Annotated in this window: 11 protein-coding genes, 2 tRNA genes and 1 pseudogene; 4 read left to right on the top strand and 10 right to left on the bottom strand. The window is 53.4% G+C overall.

Annotation, left to right across the window (positions count from 1 at the left end):
- Positions 1–167: 167 nt before the first annotated feature.
- The gene (locus tag BITS_RS01785; protein ID WP_026642839.1) at positions 168–3,866 is read right to left on the bottom strand and encodes a thiol reductant ABC exporter subunit CydD/CydC; all 3,699 of its coding nucleotides are present in this window, start codon (positions 3,864–3,866) and stop codon (positions 168–170) included.
- A 233-nt stretch (positions 3,867–4,099) separates the two neighbouring features.
- On the opposite strand from BITS_RS01785, the gene BITS_RS01790 reads away from it, so the two are divergent.
- Entirely contained in the window at positions 4,100–5,920 is a 1,821-nt protein-coding gene (locus tag BITS_RS01790; RefSeq protein ID WP_026642838.1) for an AMP-dependent synthetase/ligase, read from the top strand.
- Positions 5,921–6,227: 307 nt separating this feature from the next.
- Here BITS_RS01790 and araA read toward each other — a convergent pair whose 3' ends face one another.
- From araA to pgi, 8 genes and pseudogenes are all read right to left on the bottom strand, one after another.
- Complete coding sequence (gene araA / locus BITS_RS01795; RefSeq protein ID WP_026642837.1) at positions 6,228–7,745, bottom strand: L-arabinose isomerase; 1,518 nt, start codon at positions 7,743–7,745, stop codon at positions 6,228–6,230.
- Between the two features lie 83 nt (positions 7,746–7,828).
- A complete protein-coding gene (locus BITS_RS01800) occupies positions 7,829–8,521 on the bottom strand; it encodes an L-ribulose-5-phosphate 4-epimerase (protein WP_026642836.1) in 693 nt (230 codons plus the stop codon).
- Positions 8,522–8,629: 108 nt separating this feature from the next.
- Positions 8,630–10,267: pseudogene (locus BITS_RS01805) on the bottom strand (xylulokinase).
- A 372-nt stretch (positions 10,268–10,639) separates the two neighbouring features.
- Positions 10,640–11,719 carry a LacI family DNA-binding transcriptional regulator gene (locus BITS_RS01810; RefSeq protein WP_044259258.1) on the bottom strand — a complete coding sequence of 360 codons (1,080 nt, stop codon included), beginning with the start codon at positions 11,717–11,719 and terminating at the stop codon, positions 10,640–10,642.
- Positions 11,720–11,836: 117 nt separating this feature from the next.
- A complete protein-coding gene (locus BITS_RS01815) occupies positions 11,837–12,571 on the bottom strand; it encodes a ribonuclease HII (RefSeq protein ID WP_026642833.1) in 735 nt (244 codons plus the stop codon).
- Between the two features lie 27 nt (positions 12,572–12,598).
- On the bottom strand, positions 12,599–13,252 hold the full coding sequence (lepB, locus tag BITS_RS01820) for a signal peptidase I (RefSeq protein ID WP_420795447.1): 654 nt from the start codon (positions 13,250–13,252) through the stop codon (positions 12,599–12,601).
- A gap of 295 nt (positions 13,253–13,547) precedes the next feature.
- A complete protein-coding gene (gene rplS / locus BITS_RS01825) occupies positions 13,548–13,919 on the bottom strand; it encodes a 50S ribosomal protein L19 (protein ID WP_026642831.1) in 372 nt (123 codons plus the stop codon).
- 466 nt (positions 13,920–14,385) lie between these two features.
- Positions 14,386–16,083 carry a glucose-6-phosphate isomerase gene (gene pgi, locus BITS_RS01830; protein WP_026642830.1) on the bottom strand — a complete coding sequence of 566 codons (1,698 nt, stop codon included), beginning with the start codon at positions 16,081–16,083 and terminating at the stop codon, positions 14,386–14,388.
- A gap of 261 nt (positions 16,084–16,344) precedes the next feature.
- On the opposite strand from pgi, the gene BITS_RS01835 reads away from it, so the two are divergent.
- Positions 16,345–17,748 (top strand): DUF6020 family protein, encoded by a 1,404-nt coding sequence (locus BITS_RS01835; RefSeq protein ID WP_152571228.1) that lies wholly within the window; start codon positions 16,345–16,347, stop codon positions 17,746–17,748.
- A gap of 32 nt (positions 17,749–17,780) precedes the next feature.
- Here BITS_RS01835 and BITS_RS01840 read toward each other — a convergent pair whose 3' ends face one another.
- A complete protein-coding gene (locus tag BITS_RS01840; protein WP_026642828.1) occupies positions 17,781–18,935 on the bottom strand; it encodes a mannose-1-phosphate guanylyltransferase in 1,155 nt (384 codons plus the stop codon).
- 232 nt (positions 18,936–19,167) lie between these two features.
- Here BITS_RS01840 and BITS_RS01845 point away from each other — a divergent pair.
- Positions 19,168–19,240, top strand: a tRNA-Thr gene (locus BITS_RS01845).
- A 103-nt stretch (positions 19,241–19,343) separates the two neighbouring features.
- Positions 19,344–19,425, top strand: a tRNA-Leu gene (locus BITS_RS01850).
- The last annotated feature ends 49 nt before the right edge of the window (positions 19,426–19,474 follow it).

The following is a 19,474-nucleotide window of genomic DNA, read 5'->3' on the forward strand; positions in this document are numbered from 1 at the left end:
TAACTCCCATTAGAGCTCTTGCCTACATTATTGTATTTCCTTTTACGAGAAAACGTAACAACAACAAGCTACGCAAATAGAACTGTGGCTTTGTTTCCGGTAACTGTTTCATTGCGCATAAGATGATTCAGGATTCACATACGTGGAATGTGAATCCTGAAATCGACTCATACTCTACTCACCTTATCCGCGATGCGCATGGTGGAGTCGCGATGTGATACCAAAACCATGGCGACATCCTGCTCATCGGCAAGATGTCTGAGTGAGGCCAGAATAACTGCTTCGTTCAGCGCATCCAATCGGCTGGTCGGCTCATCAAAAAGCATGAGGTCAGCGTGGCGAAGGAACATGCGTGCCAATCCGATACGCTGGCGTTCGCCTTCTGACATTCGACCGCCCAATTCCCCGACCTGAGTGTCAAGCCCCTGAGGCAATGAGTCGACCAGATCCAATACAGAGGCCTGTTCAAGCGCTGTCCGCAATTGTTCATCATCCGCATGTGCATCTGCAATGAGCAAATTATCACGAATAGTGCCATCGAAAAGATAGGTCTCTTGGCTCATCATGGTTTGCAGTTGACGGCGATGATGCGCATCCACTTCCGGCAAAGGCTGACCAGACAGCACAATGACACCCTCCTGCGGATCCCAATATCTCATGAGCAATCGTAAAACGGTTGACTTTCCACTGCCCGATGGCGCTTTCAGCCCAAGAATTCCGCGAGCAGGCACATCGAGTGAAAAACCATTCAAAACCAACGACTCAGCAATGGTATGACCAGAAGTTTCAGACAGACCATAACCGAAACGAACATCATGCATACTCATACCGTCGTATCCAGGTTTGAGCGCGCCTTGTTCCTCGATTGCAGGCTGCTCATCCAATAATGCGAACAATCGACGGGCAGCTGCAAATGTTTGCGTAAGGTTTCCTGGCAAGGCGCTTAATGCCAGAACCGGACCAAATGAACTTGCGAAGAGCACCACAGATGCAATATTGGCCGGTTCAGAACTTCCTGAGGCGATACAGAGCAACGCAATCACAATCGATGCCGATGTCGATGCCATCACCAAGATGGAGCTGACTCCTGATGCCCTACCGATCCAATTGCTCAAGCGTATGCGACGCTTCCAAAGCTCCTTGGTGCCGCGAATAATGGACTGCACCCGAGTCTCGCCCTGACCGAAATGAATAATCTCATCCAGGCCACGCATATCGTCCAACATCAGATCATCCAGCTTGGAAGCATCGCCACGCAACTGGGCACCGACATTACGCACCCATCCTGCAAACACACGCGGCAACACCACGCCAATAAGCACATGAGAGACCAAGAGTGCGAATGCCATCCAAGGATTGAGCGAAAGCAGCAGCACGGCATAGGCCGCAGTGGATACCGTCGCAATGACAACCGGCGAAATGGTATGTGCGAAGAATATCTCAAGCAATTCCACATCAGTGGTGATCAGTGCGATCAGATCGCCTTTTCCCTTGCCTGTGAGCTTGGCAGGAGCCAATCGTCGCAATGCAGCGAAAGCCTTGGATCGGAATAAGGCAAGCAGTCTGAATGCCACATTGTGGTTCATGTACTGCTCGAGATATCTCATGGCACCGCGTAGAATCGCACACACCGCCATGCCTGTTATTGCGGCTGTTGCATTCATTGACCATACGGGGTATCCCATATAAGCCAGCACCGCAATAATGCCGAAAACCGGCAGCATGGTCGCGGACAAGTGCCCCAAAGTGCCGGCAGCGCTTGCGGCAACCATATATCTTGTCAAAGGCCTGACTTGCCCCAGCAAACGGGAAACTATTTTGCTATTGCTACCGCTTTCATTCTCACCTCGACCGCGTGACAGCTCATCCTTTGCAACATCGGCAGCAACAAGCTTGCTATCTGCTGCATCAGCGGTATAATGCCGATCTCTTGGTGCCTCAACGCTTTCAGTTACAGGGGTCTTTGACTCCATATCGCTGCGTTCTGCATGTATCTCTTCAACACTGCGCTGGGTGCGATACATCCTTGCATATGCCCCATCGGCAACAAGAAGTTGCTGATGCGTGCCCGTTTCGATGACCTTGCCATCTTCGAATACCACCACCTGATCAGCATTCACGGCATTGGCTATGCGATGGGTGATCATCAGCACGGTTTTGTTGCGCGCTAACTCACGGATGGCATCCAGTATCTTCTCTTCGCTTTCAACATCCACACTGCTGGTGGCTTCATCAAAGAGCATGATTGGACTGTTATGCAGCAAGGCGCGGGCAATGGCCAGACGCTGGCGCTGACCTCCGGACAGATTCTCACCGCCCGAAGAGATGGCCATATCGAGTCCTTGGCCGCTGGCTTGCACAACGTCATCTATCCTTGCGGCTTTCAGCGCTTTCCACATGGTCTCATCACTGGCGCCAGGATCGGCCATCAGCAAATTCTCTCGAACCGTGCCTTGGAACAGATGACTTTGCGCACCCACCAAGGTAACCGCTGCATGCAATGATGGCTCATCGATATCGCGAAGCTCTAGCTTCTTCGACTCATGCCAGATGGGATATGTTAACGACAACGACCCGGAATAGCCAACCAAAGAACCGGAAAGCAAGGATGCCGCAGTGGATTTCCCGGACCCGCTCACTCCGACGATGGCGGTCAGCGTCCCTGGATATGCCATGAAACTCAAATCATGCAATGCGGCATGCTCATTCGATATTGCTGATTCGGCATCATCCTTGCGGATTGACGCATTCACATTCCCGTCATGCCCTTCTTTGCCAACGTGTTCCCCATATGTGAATCCAAGATGGTCAAATTCCACGGTCAGTCCATCGCCCAATGCCGGCAAACGCAGACTGCCGTGTTGAGGTTCAGGGGTATCCAATAGCGCGAATATTCGTTTGGTTGATGTCATGCCATTCATCGCCACGTGGAAATACGAACCCAATTGGCGCAGAGGCAGGAAGAAACTTGCAGAGAGCAAAACGATGAGCAAAGCTTCGGCAATACCCAATGACCCCGTGGAAACCTGCCAAATAGCAACGCCTATTCCAGCCGCAGCTCCTCCATATGCCACCAAATCCATGGCCGAAAGCGAACGCAACTGAATCTGCAGCACTTTCATCGTCATAACGCGGAATTCTTCGGCCTTCTCATCCATAACCACCGCGGCATGATCGTCTGCATCAAAGGTCTTCAGCGTTTCCAAACCTTGCACGTTATCGAGGAAGGCAGCACCCATATCGGTGTATTTTCCCCAGTATTTCCTGAACATTCGGGATGCCCGCATGGCAACCATCCCCACGATGATGACAATCAGCGGCGCACAAATCAGCAAAACCGTCGCAGCCGGGCCATTTACGGGAAGGAGGAAGGCGAATAGGGTTATGGGAGCCGCTATAGAGAAGAAAAGCTGCGGGAGAAACAGCTCAAAAAAGCTTTGAATCTGCTCAATGCCCTCTCCTGCTGATTGCACTATGTCAGAGGTGCGGACCCGCTGGGAATACGAAGGCCCCAAAGAGATCATCTTGCGATACAGCGTCTCACGCAGAGCCGCCTTGACCCGTTCGCTTGCCTCGCTGCCGGCTCGTGCGGCCAATCGTGTGGCGGCATACTTGACCACTGCGCACAGCACACATACCGCTGCAATCAATCCAATATTGTCAGGGATTACGGGCAAAGCAACCGACCACGAGTCAGAAAGTGGTCTTGGCACCATGCCCATATGCAATAGCACATTGCCCAATCCCCAAACCAGCGCACACGAAAATGCGATGTCGGCCAGCAAAGAAACCCACAGACATACCGTTTTCACAAATACCAGTCGTCCTGTGCCAGGAGCCAGTTTGAACAGGCGTTTATCGACCATGAAAATCCTTTCGCACAGTTCGCTCATAGTTCACTTCATCGAAGAATAGTTCAATCGGCGTATGCGCACCAGAGTGATTACGCATGAATATTGTGATGTTCCCCAAATACGTCGGGCTAACTCTGTTGATTTTCACAGCGGATTTCCCAAACGAGGCTCATAGAATGTCGAAAGGTTGCTCGATGCATCAGCATACATCTGCGCACTATTCAATAACACACCAAAGGATCGGCATGCTTCGCGAATACACCACTCCTGGATCCGTCACCGTACGGGACGATGAAAGCCTTTATTCACTCCTCACCGACCGTATCGAACGATCCGGCGATCAAACGGCAATCGCCTCATACAAAACCGCTCCGGGCCAGTGGAAAACCGTCACCACTGCTGAATTCCATCGCCAAGTATTGGAGAGCGCGAAAGGCTTGATCGCCTTGGGGATTAACAAAGGCGATTCAGTGACGCTGTTTTCTTCCACGCGCATCGAATGGGGAATTCTCGACTTCGCTCTTGCCGCCATTGGCGCGGTTAATGTGCCGATCTACGATACCGATTCCGCCTCGCAGGCCGAGCGAATCATCAACGACGCCGAAGTCAAACTTGCCATTACCGATAATCGTGATCGCTACGACCGTCTTGATTCCGTGTTTGAACGCTGCCCTGAGCTTGAGCGGGTGCTCATGATGGACGCCAATGCACTGGGGGCTTTGGAAGGCCTTGGAGTGTCCGTTTCCGACGAGGAGCTCCAAGCACGCATCGATTCGGTTCATGCCGACGATTTGGCTACTATCGTCTACACTTCAGGATCCACCGGCGCTCCAAAAGGTGCTGAACTCACCCATCGCAATTTCCTCTCGATTGTCAGAGGAGGCTATGAATGCGTTCCCGAAATGATTGCCGATGATCACCCCCGTCTGCTCTTGTTCCTGCCTCTCGCTCATTGCTTTGCCCGCTATGTGCAGTATTGCTCAATTGGTTCTGATGATGGTGTGGTCGGATATCTCCCGGACACCAAGACCTTGCTTCCTGATTTGCGTTCCTTCGGTCCTACCTATTTGCTCGGCGTTCCTCGAGTATTTGAAAAGGTGTATAACGCGGCGTCCCAAAAGGCCGGCATGGGTTTGAAGGGTCGCATTTTCGCCAAGGCTACGGTTGCTGCACGCGAATGGTCACGTATGCAGGTTGAAGGTACACGGCCTACGGCTCAGCAGGCAGCGGAGCATGTGGCGTTTGAGACTTTGGTATATCGCTCAATCCGCGGTGCATTGGGCCCGAATATCCGTTATGTGGCCTGCGGAGGCGCACCCTTGAGCGAAGATCTCGCCCATTTCTATGCAGGCATCGGCTTGCGCATGATTCAGGGCTATGGCCTGACAGAAAGCGCAGCACCATTCACGGTGACTCGCGTTCACGACAATCTCATCGGATCGGTCGGACAGCCTGCCCCCGGTGGCTCTGTGCGAATCGCGGATGACGGAGAAGTGCAGCTTAAGGGAGACAATATTTTCCGGGCATATCATCATTTGCCCGAAGCCACTGCGGACACCTTTACCGCAGATGGTTGGTTGCGCACTGGTGATCTGGGTTCCTTGGATGAGGAAGGCCACCTGAAAATAACTGGCAGGAAAAAGGACATTATCATCACCGCCGGCGGCAAGAACATATCCCCTATCCCCATGGAACAGGATATCTCCCAATGTCCGATCGTGGAACACGCGGTCCTTATCGGCGACGCCCGACCGTTTGTCGGTGCGCTGATCACTTTGGACTCCGATGCCTTGGCACAATGGTTGCCATCCCGAGGATTGCCTGCGGATCTCAGCCTTGCTCAAGCCGCTAAGGAGCCTGCTGTTCGCGAAGAGATTCAGCGTTATATCGACAAGGCCAACAAAGGAGTGTCACGTGCGGAATCAGTGCGCAAATTCGTCATTCTCGATCAGCAGTTCACTCAGGACAACCGTTGCTTGACGCCGTCATTGAAAGTTGTTCGCCCCAAAGTTTCTGAAGTATTCGCAGACACCATAGAACGCAATCTGTACGAATTCAAGAAATAGCCAGCCGCATGAGCGAAGGAATACGTTGGACCATCTATCTCTAGTGCTGGCCTTGCAGCCAATACCAAATTGGCAGGTATAGGCCAAATACATTCCAGCACAAGGCTGCGAATACAAAAAAAAGCCGGAAGGATTCGTTCCTTCCGGCTTTGTGTTACCACGAATGACGGATTCGCATTGAACCGATCATGCTGGGGCATTGCGTTGACGCCGTGCAACACCTTTGCATAGCAGGACTGGAATCCACCGTCACCTAGTGTTATGTGACCGATGCCACTCCCATAACAGCGGTCACGCAACTTCTTACTTAGTGGCGATTGTTCAAACGATGGTACATTTCATTGATTTCCAACTCGCGTTCGAACTCGCGAGGCGTGGTGTTCTCGTCGATTGTGGCCAATTCAACACCTGCGATGCGGGCGAAATCCTCCCATGCTTCACGGCCAACGGAAGTGGTCATGCAGGTATGGTGTGAACCACCGGCGCGCAGCCAGCATTCCGCGGATTCCTTGAGGCTTGGACGCGGCTCCCAGAGTGCACGAGCGCATGGCAGTTGCTTGAGTGAACCTGCGGGCTCAACCACATCGACCACATTCATGAGCAGACGGAAGCGTTCGCGCACATCAGACATGGAGACCACAACGGCATCACGCTTAGGAGCCACGGTGAAGACGAGACGAACCGGATCGTCCTTGCCGCCGATACCGAGAGGGTGAATCTCGAGCTTTGGCTTGGCGATTGTGCCAACCGATGGCGAGACCTCAAGCATATGGGAACCGAGGATCATTTCGGCGCCCGGCGCGAAGTTGTAGGAATAATCCTCCATCAATGAGGCACCGCCTTCAAGGCCGTAACCCATAACCGCACCGATACGGACCAGCACTGCAGTCTTCCAATCACCCTCTGCTGAGAATCCCCAGCCATATTCGGATGGGAAACGCTGCGGACCGACGCCTGGAAGCTGTCCGAGTGTGCCCAGATCCTCGAAATTGTCAACGCCTGCAGTGGTGCCGTTGTCATTCATCATATTCACCATGCCAGCCTCTTCCTTGGCTGCGGTGAAGAGTGCATCATAGCGAGCATCCAGCAATTCCGGAGCGATATCGTACTTGGTCTTGTAGTCCTCGATAAGCGCCTTGACCTGGTCGTCCTTGACTCGATTGACATAATCGACCAGTTCGTTGACCGCCCAGGTGTTGATGGATGCGCCGAATACGCGCTCCGCTTCGGTCTTGTCGCCTTCGGTAACGGCAACATTGCGCATATTGTCGCCCCAGCGCATAACCTTCATGGTGTTGGACGCATCCCAACCAGCGCAGGCACGGGCCCATGTGCCGATCTTCTGAGCGACTTCAGGATCGGTGTAATGACCGACCACGATCTTGCGAGGAACGCCCAAGCGGGTGACGATATAACCATATTCGCGATCGCCATGAGCCGCCTGGTTGAGGTTCATGAAGTCCATATCAATGGTCTCCCATGGAATCTCAAAATGATGCTGCGTATTGAGCTGCAACAGGGGCTTCTTCAAAGCTTCAAGCCCGCGAATCCACATCTTCGCAGGAGAGAAGGTGTGCATCCAAGTAATGACACCAATGCAGGAAGGATCAGCGGAAGCATCCACCATGAAGTTCTTGACGGCATCAGAGGACTTCAACGTGGGCTTGAGCACCAGCTTGACAGGAATGGCGCCGGTTGCATTCAGAGCATCCACGATCTCCACGGACTGTGCCGCGACTTGACGCAATGCCTCTTCGCCATAGAGGTCCTGCGAACCTACGCCGAACCAGATTTCCTTGCCCTCAAAGGGATTTGCCATGGTCATAATTATTCCTTTACTTCTTTGTTAGGGTATTGAACAGTATTGGGCTTCCTTACCGCGACTCGGCTGGCAAGAAAACCACGGATTTAGTGTTGTCCGTAGACGTTTTGGTAGCGGTCGTTGAGCTTGTCGATGTCCTCCTGGGCGATCGGGATGATATCACCCAACTGGCTCGCGGCCCACATCGTATGAGCCACCTCCTCGGTCATCGCGGCCGCCTTCACCGCCGCCTCGGCATCCTTCCCCACCGTGAACGGACCATGATTCTGCATCAGCACCGCAGGAGACTTCGGATAACGCTCCAACGTCTCCACCACGCCACGGCCGATCGCCTCCGAACCGATCAGACGGAACGGACCCACCGGCACCGGACCGCCGAACTCATCACCCATCATCGTCAACCCGCACGGAATCTCCCGACCCGTCGCAGCCCACGCAGTCGCATACGTCGAATGCGTATGCACCACACCGAACACATCAGGCATATGCCGATAGATATACGCATGCGAAGCAGTATCCGAACTCGGCGACTCAGACCCGTCCACCACATTGCCATCCAGATCGCACACCACCATCGAGGACGGCGTCAAAAACTCATAGCGCAGACCCGAAGGCTTGATCACCATCAGATCAGCCGTACGCAAACGCTGCGACACGTTCCCCGCGGTCCACACCACCAGATTCCACTTGATCAACTGCTCATGCAACGAGGCAACCACCTCACGCACCTGCTTCACCTCAGCCCTGACCTCAGGACCAAAATCAGCCAAAGACACCATAACAACAATCCTTTCTTGAGATTTGGTTCGTTATCGAATGACTACTGCCATAGCTCTGATTTCGGGCTATCCAAGAATCCCCGATCAGAGCCAAGTGCAACCAGAGATTTATTCACGCTCCAACGGAATGGCCTGTATTGCGGCCTTTTCAATGGGCAGTCCCTCCATGAATCTGGAGAAATACTGTTCGAAGCCAACAACATCCTTGGCATCCGGCTGTTCCGTGGTGGACTGAGAATCTGCAAAAACGCGCTCATCAAGATAATCAGCCAACTCGGTATCGGCGTGCCACAGATAATCTGCAAGCACTGCCATTCCCCAAGCGCCACCCTCGGCAGCGGTCGACATGACTTTGATTGGAGTATTGAACGCTGCTGCAAGAATCTTCTGAGCAACCTTTGGCGTGGTGAAAATACCGCCATGCCCCACCAAGGAATCCACGCGTACGAATTCATCCTTGGTCATGACATCCATGCCGATTTTCACCGGAGCAAATGCTCCAAACAGTTGTGCGCGCATGAAATTGGCAAGTGTCATATTGGACTCCGGACCGCGGGCGAATACCGGACGCCCTTCTTCCAGACCAGCGAGGAATTCGCCTGAATAGAAGCAATAATTGAGCAATCCACCCGCGTCATCATCGGCCTCGTCGCTTATGGCTGCACGGAAAAGGGTTCCATACAAGGTTCCTGCATCAAGCGAGATACCTGCGGCTTGGGCGAATTGGCCGAAGAGTTTCACCCAGGCGTTGAGATCCGAAGTGAAGTTATTGGCATGACTCATGCCCCGCAAGATCGCCTGCAGGAGTGGTGACCAGATCCACTTCTGGATGCAGTCGGCTGAGCTTGTGCTCCAAAACCACCATTGCGAAAATCGAGGTACCCGCGGAAACATTTCCGGTACGTACGCGAACTGAATTGGTGGCAACCATACCGGTGCCGGCATCTCCTTCAGGAGGGGCCATGATGGCTCCGGCTTGCAGCACCCCACTCGGTCGAGCAGACGGGCTCCCTCTTCGCTTAAGGTGCCGGCTTTCTGCCCTGCGACCAAAGGTGCGGGAAGAATATCTTCGATATTCCAAGGTTGTGCAGCGACCTCCGGCAATGCACGGAATTTATCCAGAAGTTCCGTATCCCATGTGTGTGTTTCAGGGTCGATGGGGAACATGCCTGAAGCATCACCCACGCCGAGCACCTTTTCTCCACTGAGTTTCCAGTGCACATATCCTGCAAGGGTGGTCATATAGGCGATCTTGCCCACGTGATCTTCGCCGTCAAGCAGGCATTGATAGAGATGCGCGACGGACCAGCGTTCCGGAATATTATATTGGAAGAGCTCTGAGAGCTTTTCATGTGCTTCATGAGTATTGGTATTGCGCCATGTTCGGAACGGAACAAGCAATTCACCTTGTCCGTCAAAGGCAAGGTATCCATGCATCATGGCAGAGAAGCCGATGGCTCCGATACGGGTGAGCTTTTCGCCATATGCCGTTTCCACATCATGTGCAAGACCCGCAAACGCATCCTGCACACCTTCCCATACCTCCTCCAGAGGATAGGTCCACAGCCCATTGTCCAAATGGTTTTCCCAACCATGCTCACCAGCTGCGATGGTGGCATAGGTGTCATCGATAAGCACTGCTTTTATACGGGTCGATCCAAATTCGATGCCCAAGGATGTTTTTCCACCACGTATCTTTTCCGCGATGGAGGCCACCTTGTCCGAGGCGTTTTGCGTCGTTGCCATGCTGCCGCTCCTTGCTGAGCCCTTACCATACGGGCTTATTCGCATACCTGTGGAGTGCCGTCAACTTCTTCGTCGACCTAATAGCCGTTGAATGATTGTGAGCGCTCACATTCCTCAATCATTGTATCCATCCTGAATCAAAACCGCAAACTCTCGGAGCAAGAATCCCTCAACTCGCTTCGGGTCGTCCATTACATTGAGCGCTATTGGAACGAACACGCCGATGAATCAATCTGATTGCTGTAACACCAACATATGCATCGATGTAAATGTATTGCCGAAAACCAGCGCTCATTTCAATGAAATATGGCTACGCCCCGTGTCATATACGGCCCGTCCCACATCCACGCATCACAATGTGCCATCTATGGGCTATCTCCGTGGAACCGGCCCCAAAGATCCTCGTTTGATCAGTTGTGCGGGAATCAACCCTACGCCGTGCGAAGATGCAGGAAAACTCGTTTCACTGCCCTCTCCAAGCAAATACAACACCTCGCGCATTGCCGCCACACCCAACTGTTCGAAATCAGGACGCACTGTCGCAAGTGGCGGGAATAGGTTATCCATGGCTGGCATATCGTCAAAACCAACCAAACTCACATCCTGTGGAATGCGCACGCCATGCTCATGCAGAGCACGGGCAACACCCACAGCCTGACTGTCATTTGCCGTGACGACGACGGTTGGAATCAACGACCCAATGGAACCGTAATAATCGAGCATGTGATTCATCTGCGCATAGGCCTCAGAAGATTCCCAAGTCTTGCAGTGAATCACCGTGGAGCGTATCGATCGAGTAACAGACAGAGCCTTCCAGGCATGCAATCTGGTCGTGGCGTCACGCCAATCTTGAGGACCTGCGAAATACAACGCATTGCGATGACCGAGATTGGCAATAAGCTGCACGACCTGGCTTACCGCACCCCATTGATCCATGCCCACAATCGCGGTAGGACCTCTGCCTTCTGCCTGTGCAAGCGCCAAACCCTCTCGAACGCTCATTTTGCCGTGAGTAGATGTCACAATAACCCGAGGTTGGGCAATGGGCGCCCGGCAAGCAGCCCGGAACATCACATCCGTGGGAGTGAGCAAAACAAGCGCATCCACGTTCTGCTCACCGAAGGTGTCGCATAAACCGTCGAATTCGGCCTGCGTGCATAAGGCTTCATGAACCATGGAAACAGAAAGGAACAATCCATGGGAACGAGCCGTGGACTCCAAAGAGGAAATTGCCGAAATCGGCCCGAAGAACCTGAGCCCTCCCGCAATCAAGCCAATCGTTCGTGAGCGGTGTGAGGCAAGGGCACGGGCCGAATTGCTGGGGCGATACCCCAGTTCATCGATTGCGCGCTGCACCTTCACACGTGTCGCTGCAGAAACATCCGGAGAATCGTTGATTACGCGGGATACCGTTTGATGGCTAACGCCGGCAAGTTTTGCCACCTCAAACATGGACGGACGACGCTTGCCTCCCCCAGAACCAGCCGACACCATGGCGCCTCCTTGCACATACCTTGTCCACAAACAGCTACAAGCAGTCTACCTCTGTTTCTGACATCATGTGAGCGTTCACACAAGATGCCAGCTCATACGGTGCAATGGTGTAGGTCCAAATTGCGCAATTGCCTGCCGATGCGCCGCAGAACCATAACCCTTGTTATGTTCCCAAGCATATGGTGCGTATCGAGCATTCCCACGCGCAATATCCACCATGAGTCTGTCTCTGGTCACCTTGGCGATAACCGACGCCACAGCTACCGTCGCACAGGATCGATCGCCTTTTATTTTTGTCACGACCTTTGCCGCAACAGGAACATCCGGCGCGTCAAAGGTGTCCAATGCCTTCGTTATGTAGTCATGCGGACCGTCGAGAATCGCACCGATTTGCCAACGTGAAGCCCCTTCCCCATTGCATGTGGGACCACCGTCATGAGCCGAAGCACCCATGCCGAGCTGTATTTCCACATCGCGCAGGGCCCGCAATGCCGCGATGCCAAGAGCATGAGATATGCCCCACTCATCGATTTCCGTATTACTCGCCTGCCCTACGGCAAAGGCCGCACACCACGACTCCACTTCATCAAGCATCGCTTCACGCTTGCGTTCAGTAAGCAACTTGGAATCCGCCACACCGACCGGCACTTGCAGGTCATAGGCATCACGCGACCATATCGCCGCTGCGCCCACCATTACCGGGCCAGCCAAAGCCCCTCGACCGACCTCGTCGAATCCCACTATCACATCAGCCCCTTGGTCTGCAATCGCTTGCTCCAGATCCAAAGTGGGCACTTCAACTGTTTTCATATGACTCCTGGATTCCACGAACCGGAATCACTGCGCATTGCCATTTGGCACGTTTTCAAATACCTCATGATGCGCATCAAGCACACCCATTCGGCTTATCGGCCAATAGGTGAACAGTGCCACACCCTCGACATCATCGATAGGAACCAAGCCATTGGATCCATCATCCTGATGATATCTGGAATCTGCGGAATTTGAACGATTGTCACCCATCACAAACACATGATCAGCAGTGACGGTCACATTGAACGCAAAGCTGCTGGGATCCACTCCTGGGCGAATGTAGGAACTTTCATCAATGGCCACACCGTTGATGGTCACGGGCTGGCCAGGCCCCGCACACGCCACCGTGTCCCCCGGCATTCCAATCAACCGTTTGATCAATCTGTTACTGCCATATGTATTGTCTTCTGATTGCAACCAATTCGCCGGATCGGTGAACACAACAATATCGCCACGTTGCAAAGCGATATGTTTGGGAGCCAACAAAGTGGTTATCACACGGTCACCGACTTCAATCGTGTCACGCATCGATCCCGAAGGAATCACATAGAATCCGAACAGGAACATACGAATCAGCAGCATGACGATTATTGGAACCCCGCACCAAATCAGCAGGCTGCCCCATCCACCGCCTTGTTGGTCATCCGCTTCACTGCGCATATGACGTCCGCGCGGCATAGGGGAAGGATCCACCCCGTGGTCAGAAATGGCAAGTATGCGCGAATCATGCTCTTCGGATGTCGTGGCTTCCCCATCGACAACGCCAGCCGTTGCATGACCAGATCGAACAGGCATCATGTCCCTTCCTAGGTGCGGTTACACATCGATACGCCACACATTGCGGCATCTCGATTACCTTTGCCACCGTGCCACGCATGCACGGACTCCATCATAGCGTCCCTCTATGCAAAAACGGTCTGATTCCGGGTTAGGAATCAGACCGTTCATCGCAAATTTCGCGAAAGCTCTATGATCAGGCAGCCTTGGCGCTGTTGTCACGACGCTCAACGATACGAGCAGCCTTACCGCGCAGCTTACGCAGGTAATACAGCTTCGCACGACGCACGCGACCGCGACGCAGCAGCTTGATGGAATCGATTGCCGGAGAGTGCAGCGGGAAACGACGCTCAACGCCGGTTCCGAAGCTGATCTTGCGCACGATGAATGATTCACGCACGCCAGCTCCGTGACGGGCAATCACCACACCGGTGAATGCCTGAATACGGGAGTTGTTACCTTCCTTGATCCGGACGTTGACCTCAACGGTGTCGCCAGGACGGAATGCCGGGATCTCCTCGGCAGCCTTCATATGCTTGGCATCAAATGCCTCAACAGCATTAACCATGCTATTCCTCGGTCACTGCCGCATATCAGTGCACTGGTTGGGGCGTGCCCGCGCATTGCACGATTCATCCATTCGGATTCACACGCCTATTTGTTCTTTACAGGTTTGCCTGCAAAGTTTCGCCAATCCGCCGAAAACCGCTACTGCGCAGTCTTGTGACCGTTCCGGCTGGACCAAAAGAAAAGCATGATTATGCGGCATCACGCTTCTCGGCATAGCAACGGACGATTTTACCGAATATGCGGGACAGTCTGAGTTTCTGAGCATGAGTCTTCGTCTTATCCAATGCTTGACAAGCTCATGCATCGCACACGATCAGTGTTCTCTGAGTGGGAGATTCCGCAATGACAACCAGGTCACCCTAAGGCATAATCCAACGCATAAACGATTCGAGGCCTGCCGCAATCATGCGAACAGGCCTCGAATATCAACGGCTATCGCCGGCTTGGCGACGATAACGTCTCAATCAGAACTCACGCTTGGAACGATAGAACTTGATCAGGCTCTGCGTAGAAGCATCCTGAGCAGCCAAAGCTTCATCATCCTGGGAGATGGCAGGAGTGATCTGCTTTGCCAACTGCTTACCGAGTTCAACACCCCACTGATCGTAGGAGTCAAGGCCCCAAACGGTGCCCTCAACGAAGGTGATGTGCTCATAGAGAGCAATCAGCTCACCGACTGCGAATGGGGTGAGCGCCACACCGAAGATAGAAGTGGTCGGGCGGTTACCGGTGAACACGCGAGCAGGTACGATCTCCTCAGGAGTTCCCTCAGCACGCACCTCGTCGGCGGTCTTGCCAAAGGCCAATGCCTTGGTCTGTGCGAAGTAGTTGCCCAAGAAGAGCTCGTGCACATCCTGATCGCCATCCTTGACGGGGTTTGGCGTATTCACGAATGCGATGAAGTCAGCGGGGATCAGCTGAGTTCCCTGATGGATCAGCTGATAGAAGGCGTGCTGACCGTTGGTGCCAGGCTCGCCCCAGAAGATCTCACCGGTTTCGGTGGTCACAGGGGTGCCGTCCCAGCGCACGGACTTTCCGTTGGACTCCATGGTCAACTGCTGCAGGTATGCCGGGAAGCGATGCAGATACTGGTCATAAGGCAGCACAGCATGGGAAGCGACCTTGAAGAAGTTGCGATACCACACATTCAGCATGCCCAACTGAACCACGACGTTCTTCTCAAAAGGCGTGTTGGCGAAGTATTCATCGATCTCGTGGAATCCGTGCAGGAACTCCTCGAAACGTGCCGGTCCGAATACCACTGCGAGAGAGGTGCCGACAGCGGAATCAACGGAATAACGACCGCCAACCCAGTTCCAGAATCCGAATGCATTCTCTGGATCGATGCCGAATTCAGCAACCTTCTCAAGGTTGGTGGACACTGCGATGAAGTGCTTGCGCACTGCCTCAGCGGACTTTTCGTCCGAACCGTCGATGGCGCCTGCAGCCTTGAGCTCTTCGAGCAGCCAAGTGCGTGCCTCACGGGCATTGGTCAGGGTTTCCAGAGTGGTGAAGGTCTTGGAGACGATGATGAACAGCGTGGTTTCAGGGTCAAGACCCTTGGTCTTCTCCGCCAGATCGTTAGGATCGATATTGGAGATGTAACGAGCGTCGATGCCTGCATCAGCATATGGCTTCAATGCTTCGTACACCATTACGGGACCCAAATCGGAACCGCCGATGCCGATGTTGACCACCGTGGTGATCTTCTTGCCTGAAACGCCGGTCCACTCACCGGAACGCACCTTCTCAGCAAAGGCATAGATGCGGTCGAGGGTCTCGCGCACATCCTTGACGGTGTCCTGTCCGTCGACGATGTACTTGCCTTCGTCTTCCACGGGGCGACGCAATGCGGTGTGCAGCACTGCGCGGTCTTCGGTGTTATTGATATGCACACCGGTGTACATGGCCTTGGTGCGCTCTTCCAGCTTCACATCCTTGGCGAGATCAGCGAAGAGCTTCAAAGTCTCAGGCTTGATCAGATTCTTGGACAGATCGAAGTGCAGATCGCCAGCTTCGAAGCTCAGCTTCTCCACACGGGAGTCATCATCAGCGAACCACTGCTTGAGATTGATGCCCTCAGCCTGAAGTTCATCGTAATGCTTCTGCAGTGCAGCCCAAGCAGGGGTCTGCGTTGCGTCAACGGGAGGATTGATGGCCATGGTTACTAGGTCCTTTCATCATCAGACGAAGCGGCGCGCCTCTGACTCGCGGCACCTGTGCGTCGGTGCCATACCGTTACAGCATTGCACGCCGGTATCTTCTCTTCACACGGTACTCATGAAATAGGACAGCGACGGGCCTGCAATCTTCCGGCATGCAAACGTATGCACTCTGTCCTGCTCCCTCGCAGAATGTAGAGGATTGTTCTCCATGCTGCCCAGCCCCGTAAACCTTCACATCGTTTCTTTAAGATAGAGGACATGGATTCAAGTAGACGGACAAATGCGGGATTGAGCTCATATAACACCGCATCTATGGGCAATGCCGGGACCGATACCATCAGCAACACACCTGCAACCCGCAATCTCCGTTTCTCGTGGCACCAACATTGGTTCATTCTCGCGCCGCTTATTGTCAACCTGCTCACCTATGCAGTGGTCTTTCCCGGCATCGACTCGCCTGATGCCTCGGATCAGCGGCAACAATACGCCACCTGGACCTTCAACAAACAGCATTCCATATTGGACACGTTCTTTCTCGGCTTCATTGCACGCAACGAATTGCGGCTTGCCAACCTTTTGCAAGTGTTCATCTTCTCCGCCTGTATCATCACTGCCTTGATGGTGCTCTCCTCTCGGGTGAGTCGGACGGCCTTGTTTATAACAACACTGGCATGGACTTTCTTTCCCCTGTTCCCTGCATATGCAGTTTCCAGCACCAAAGATGTGCTCTGCGCAGGTTTCACATTGCTGCTGTGCATAGAAGTGTTCGAAGCGATTGACTCACATGGGGCAATACTGCGTAGTCCTTGGTTCTTGACAGGTCTTGGATTGACGCTCTTCGTCACCAATGAGCTGCGTAAAAACAATTTTCTCTTCGTATTTGCCATAATCGTCTTCTTGCTGATCGCATTTCGCAATTATTGGAAACGCTTGATGGCGTCATTCTTGATATTCGTCTCGCTCAGCGTTGCGTGGGGCGCTTACTGCGATTACGGACTCAAAGCAACGCCTTCTCCCACAACCGAAATGCTGGGAGTTCCTTTGATGCAGGTTTCCTATATCTATTATGAAAATCTGCATGGCAATCCGCAGAATCTCCCCTCTGAAGCGGATGCGTATTTCCAAGCCATCCGCCCTGCGGAACAATGGTCATCCAATTATGACATCGAACGCAGCTTTGTCATGAGCAATAAGGTGGAATCCCTGACCAGCAGCGATCTGGGGTCATTCCTGAGCAATTGGAGCTCTTTATGCTTCGCCAATTTCGGCACATGCGTACACGCTTATGTGCTTTTTGAGGGATCGCTTATCAACCCCATGCAGACCGCCGACGATCAGTACAGCATTCTGGCAGCGGTGCTCGGCACGGATAAGGCGAGCGCATCGCAATCGCCGCTGGCCCCGATTCCACGAATTGTGTTCAATCTCGCCGCATTCGATTGGGCATTGATCGCATTGGCGATTGTCGCGGTTCGGCGCGGTAAAAAGCATCTGCTGCCGCTATTCCTCATTCCACTGGGGATCGCCATTTCCTTGATGCTGGCCGCTTTGGCGGTTCAGATCCGACTCATGCTCGGAGCCATCATCCTCATACCATTCTTAGCTGCGTTGATTCTGGACAAGACTGCGTCACAGCAGCGGGAAGAAATCAACCCGATGTAATAATGCAAATCCGCCTATCAGGCATCCACTGGCTACAGTACTTCGCCTCTGCCTTGCTGGGCCAATACCTTGACCATATCCTTGACCTCTTGGCTGCGAGCACGCGGCGCAACGAGCAGCGCATCCGGCGTATCGGCGACCACCATGTCGTTGACGCCAAGCAATGCAACGGTTCGTCCACTTGCCGGTACCACCACATCTCCTGCACTGTCCAATAACACCACGTCATCTTCATTGCCAACGATTTTGACATTGCGTTCATTCGCGCTTGGCAATAAGGCTGCTACCGAATTGAAATCACCGACATCATCCCAGCCGAAGTCTCCCGGGACGACAGCAACGCCTCCGTTCAAGCTCAAGGGTTCCGCCACAGCGTAGTCGAAGGCAATCTTCTCGATGCCATGCCAGTGCCTAGCCATGACTTCATCGATGCGTGCAGCAGCATCTTGGGATCCGTCATCGGCTTGCACAATCACATCGGCGATCTCCTCAATGGCCGTTGCGATTTGCGGCTTATGAGACCTCAAAAAATCAAACAACATGTCCACACGCATCATGAACATGCCGGCATTCCAACGGTATTCCCCAGTGGATAAATATGACTGAGCGGTTACCGCATCAGGTTTCTCCACGAAACGAAGTACTTTCCTAGCTCTGGATGCCGCAGGCAATTCATCAGCCAGCGAGTTGCCTTCATGAATATATCCAAATGCCGTAGAAGGTCGTGATGCCGCAATACCAATAGTGGCAAGGTATCCGGCTCGCGCGGCCACCACCGCCTGCTCCACTGCCTCATCGAAGGCGTCCATGCCACGAATAACGTGATCCGCAGCGAAGGATCCGATCACAATATGCTTGCCGTGTCGCTTCGCCATAACCGCAGCGGCCAAAGCTATGGCTGCCGTTGAATCACGTTGCACCGGTTCGGCAAGAATATTGCGAGTCGGCAGTTGAGGTAATTGACGACGAACCTCGTCGACGTGTCGCCAACCCGTCACCACGCAAATATGATCCGGGTCCATACGCCTCGCCAAGCGATCATATGTCGACTGCAAAAGCGTGCGCCCCTGCCCCAAAATATCGTAGAGGAATTTCGGCTTATTGCGACGGCTTATGGGCCATAAGCGGCTCCCTGTTCCCCCTGCAGGGATAACGGCATACCAGTCATCAGTCATCGCATCATCCATGCGCTCCATTCTCACGCATCCCTCAAACAACGGCTTTCTGCCGCAATATGCCTGCACAATCAATGGCGACTCGACGGATCACAAAACGCTCGCAATAATAATGCCGTTTCGCATACCACGGGTTCGGCCAAATCGACACTTTTAACCACTCAACACGCGCGTGGACAAAGTCACTGTGCGTCGGTATACTTTTCTATTTGTGCGCGGGTAGCGAATGCTGCTCGGGCAAAAAGCCACTTTAGCTCAGTCGGTAGAGCGGCTCACTCGTAATGAGCAGGTCGACAGTTCGATTCTGTCAAGTGGCTCTCAGGTGTTGTGGAGTGCACGGTTTTTCGTGTTTCACACTCCACTCTCACACCGATAACCGCATGTGAATGGGCAAGGACTGCTCCGTGATGCGGCTGAAGAGCGCGAGTGGCGTAATTGGTAGCCGCGCAGGATTTAGGTTCCTGTGTCTTCGGACGTGTGGGTTCAAGTCCCATCTCGCGCACTCTGTTCTTTCATGACACCCTCCACGGCTATCGTTGACTGTGCACAAA

The organism is Bifidobacterium tsurumiense (assembly GCF_000741765.1).
Taxonomy (GTDB): Bacteria; Actinomycetota; Actinomycetes; order Actinomycetales; family Bifidobacteriaceae; genus Bifidobacterium; species Bifidobacterium tsurumiense.

Coding starts and splice junctions, on each gene's coding strand:
- BITS_RS01835 (WP_152571228.1), top strand. CDS start 16,345: ATGGATTCAAGTAGACGGACAAATGCGGGATTGAGCTCATATAACACC.
- araA (WP_026642837.1), bottom strand. CDS start 7,745: ATGACCATGGCAAATCCCTTTGAGGGCAAGGAAATCTGGTTCGGCGTA.
- lepB (WP_420795447.1), bottom strand. CDS start 13,252: ATGCCGCGCGGACGTCATATGCGCAGTGAAGCGGATGACCAACAAGGC.
- BITS_RS01800 (WP_026642836.1), bottom strand. CDS start 8,521: ATGGTGTCTTTGGCTGATTTTGGTCCTGAGGTCAGGGCTGAGGTGAAG.
- rplS (WP_026642831.1), bottom strand. CDS start 13,919: ATGGTTAATGCTGTTGAGGCATTTGATGCCAAGCATATGAAGGCTGCC.
- BITS_RS01785 (WP_026642839.1), bottom strand. CDS start 3,866: ATGGTCGATAAACGCCTGTTCAAACTGGCTCCTGGCACAGGACGACTG.
- BITS_RS01790 (WP_026642838.1), top strand. CDS start 4,100: ATGCTTCGCGAATACACCACTCCTGGATCCGTCACCGTACGGGACGAT.
- BITS_RS01840 (WP_026642828.1), bottom strand. CDS start 18,935: ATGGATGATGCGATGACTGATGACTGGTATGCCGTTATCCCTGCAGGG.
- BITS_RS01810 (WP_044259258.1), bottom strand. CDS start 11,719: ATGTTTGAGGTGGCAAAACTTGCCGGCGTTAGCCATCAAACGGTATCC.
- BITS_RS01815 (WP_026642833.1), bottom strand. CDS start 12,571: ATGAAAACAGTTGAAGTGCCCACTTTGGATCTGGAGCAAGCGATTGCA.
- pgi (WP_026642830.1), bottom strand. CDS start 16,083: ATGGCCATCAATCCTCCCGTTGACGCAACGCAGACCCCTGCTTGGGCT.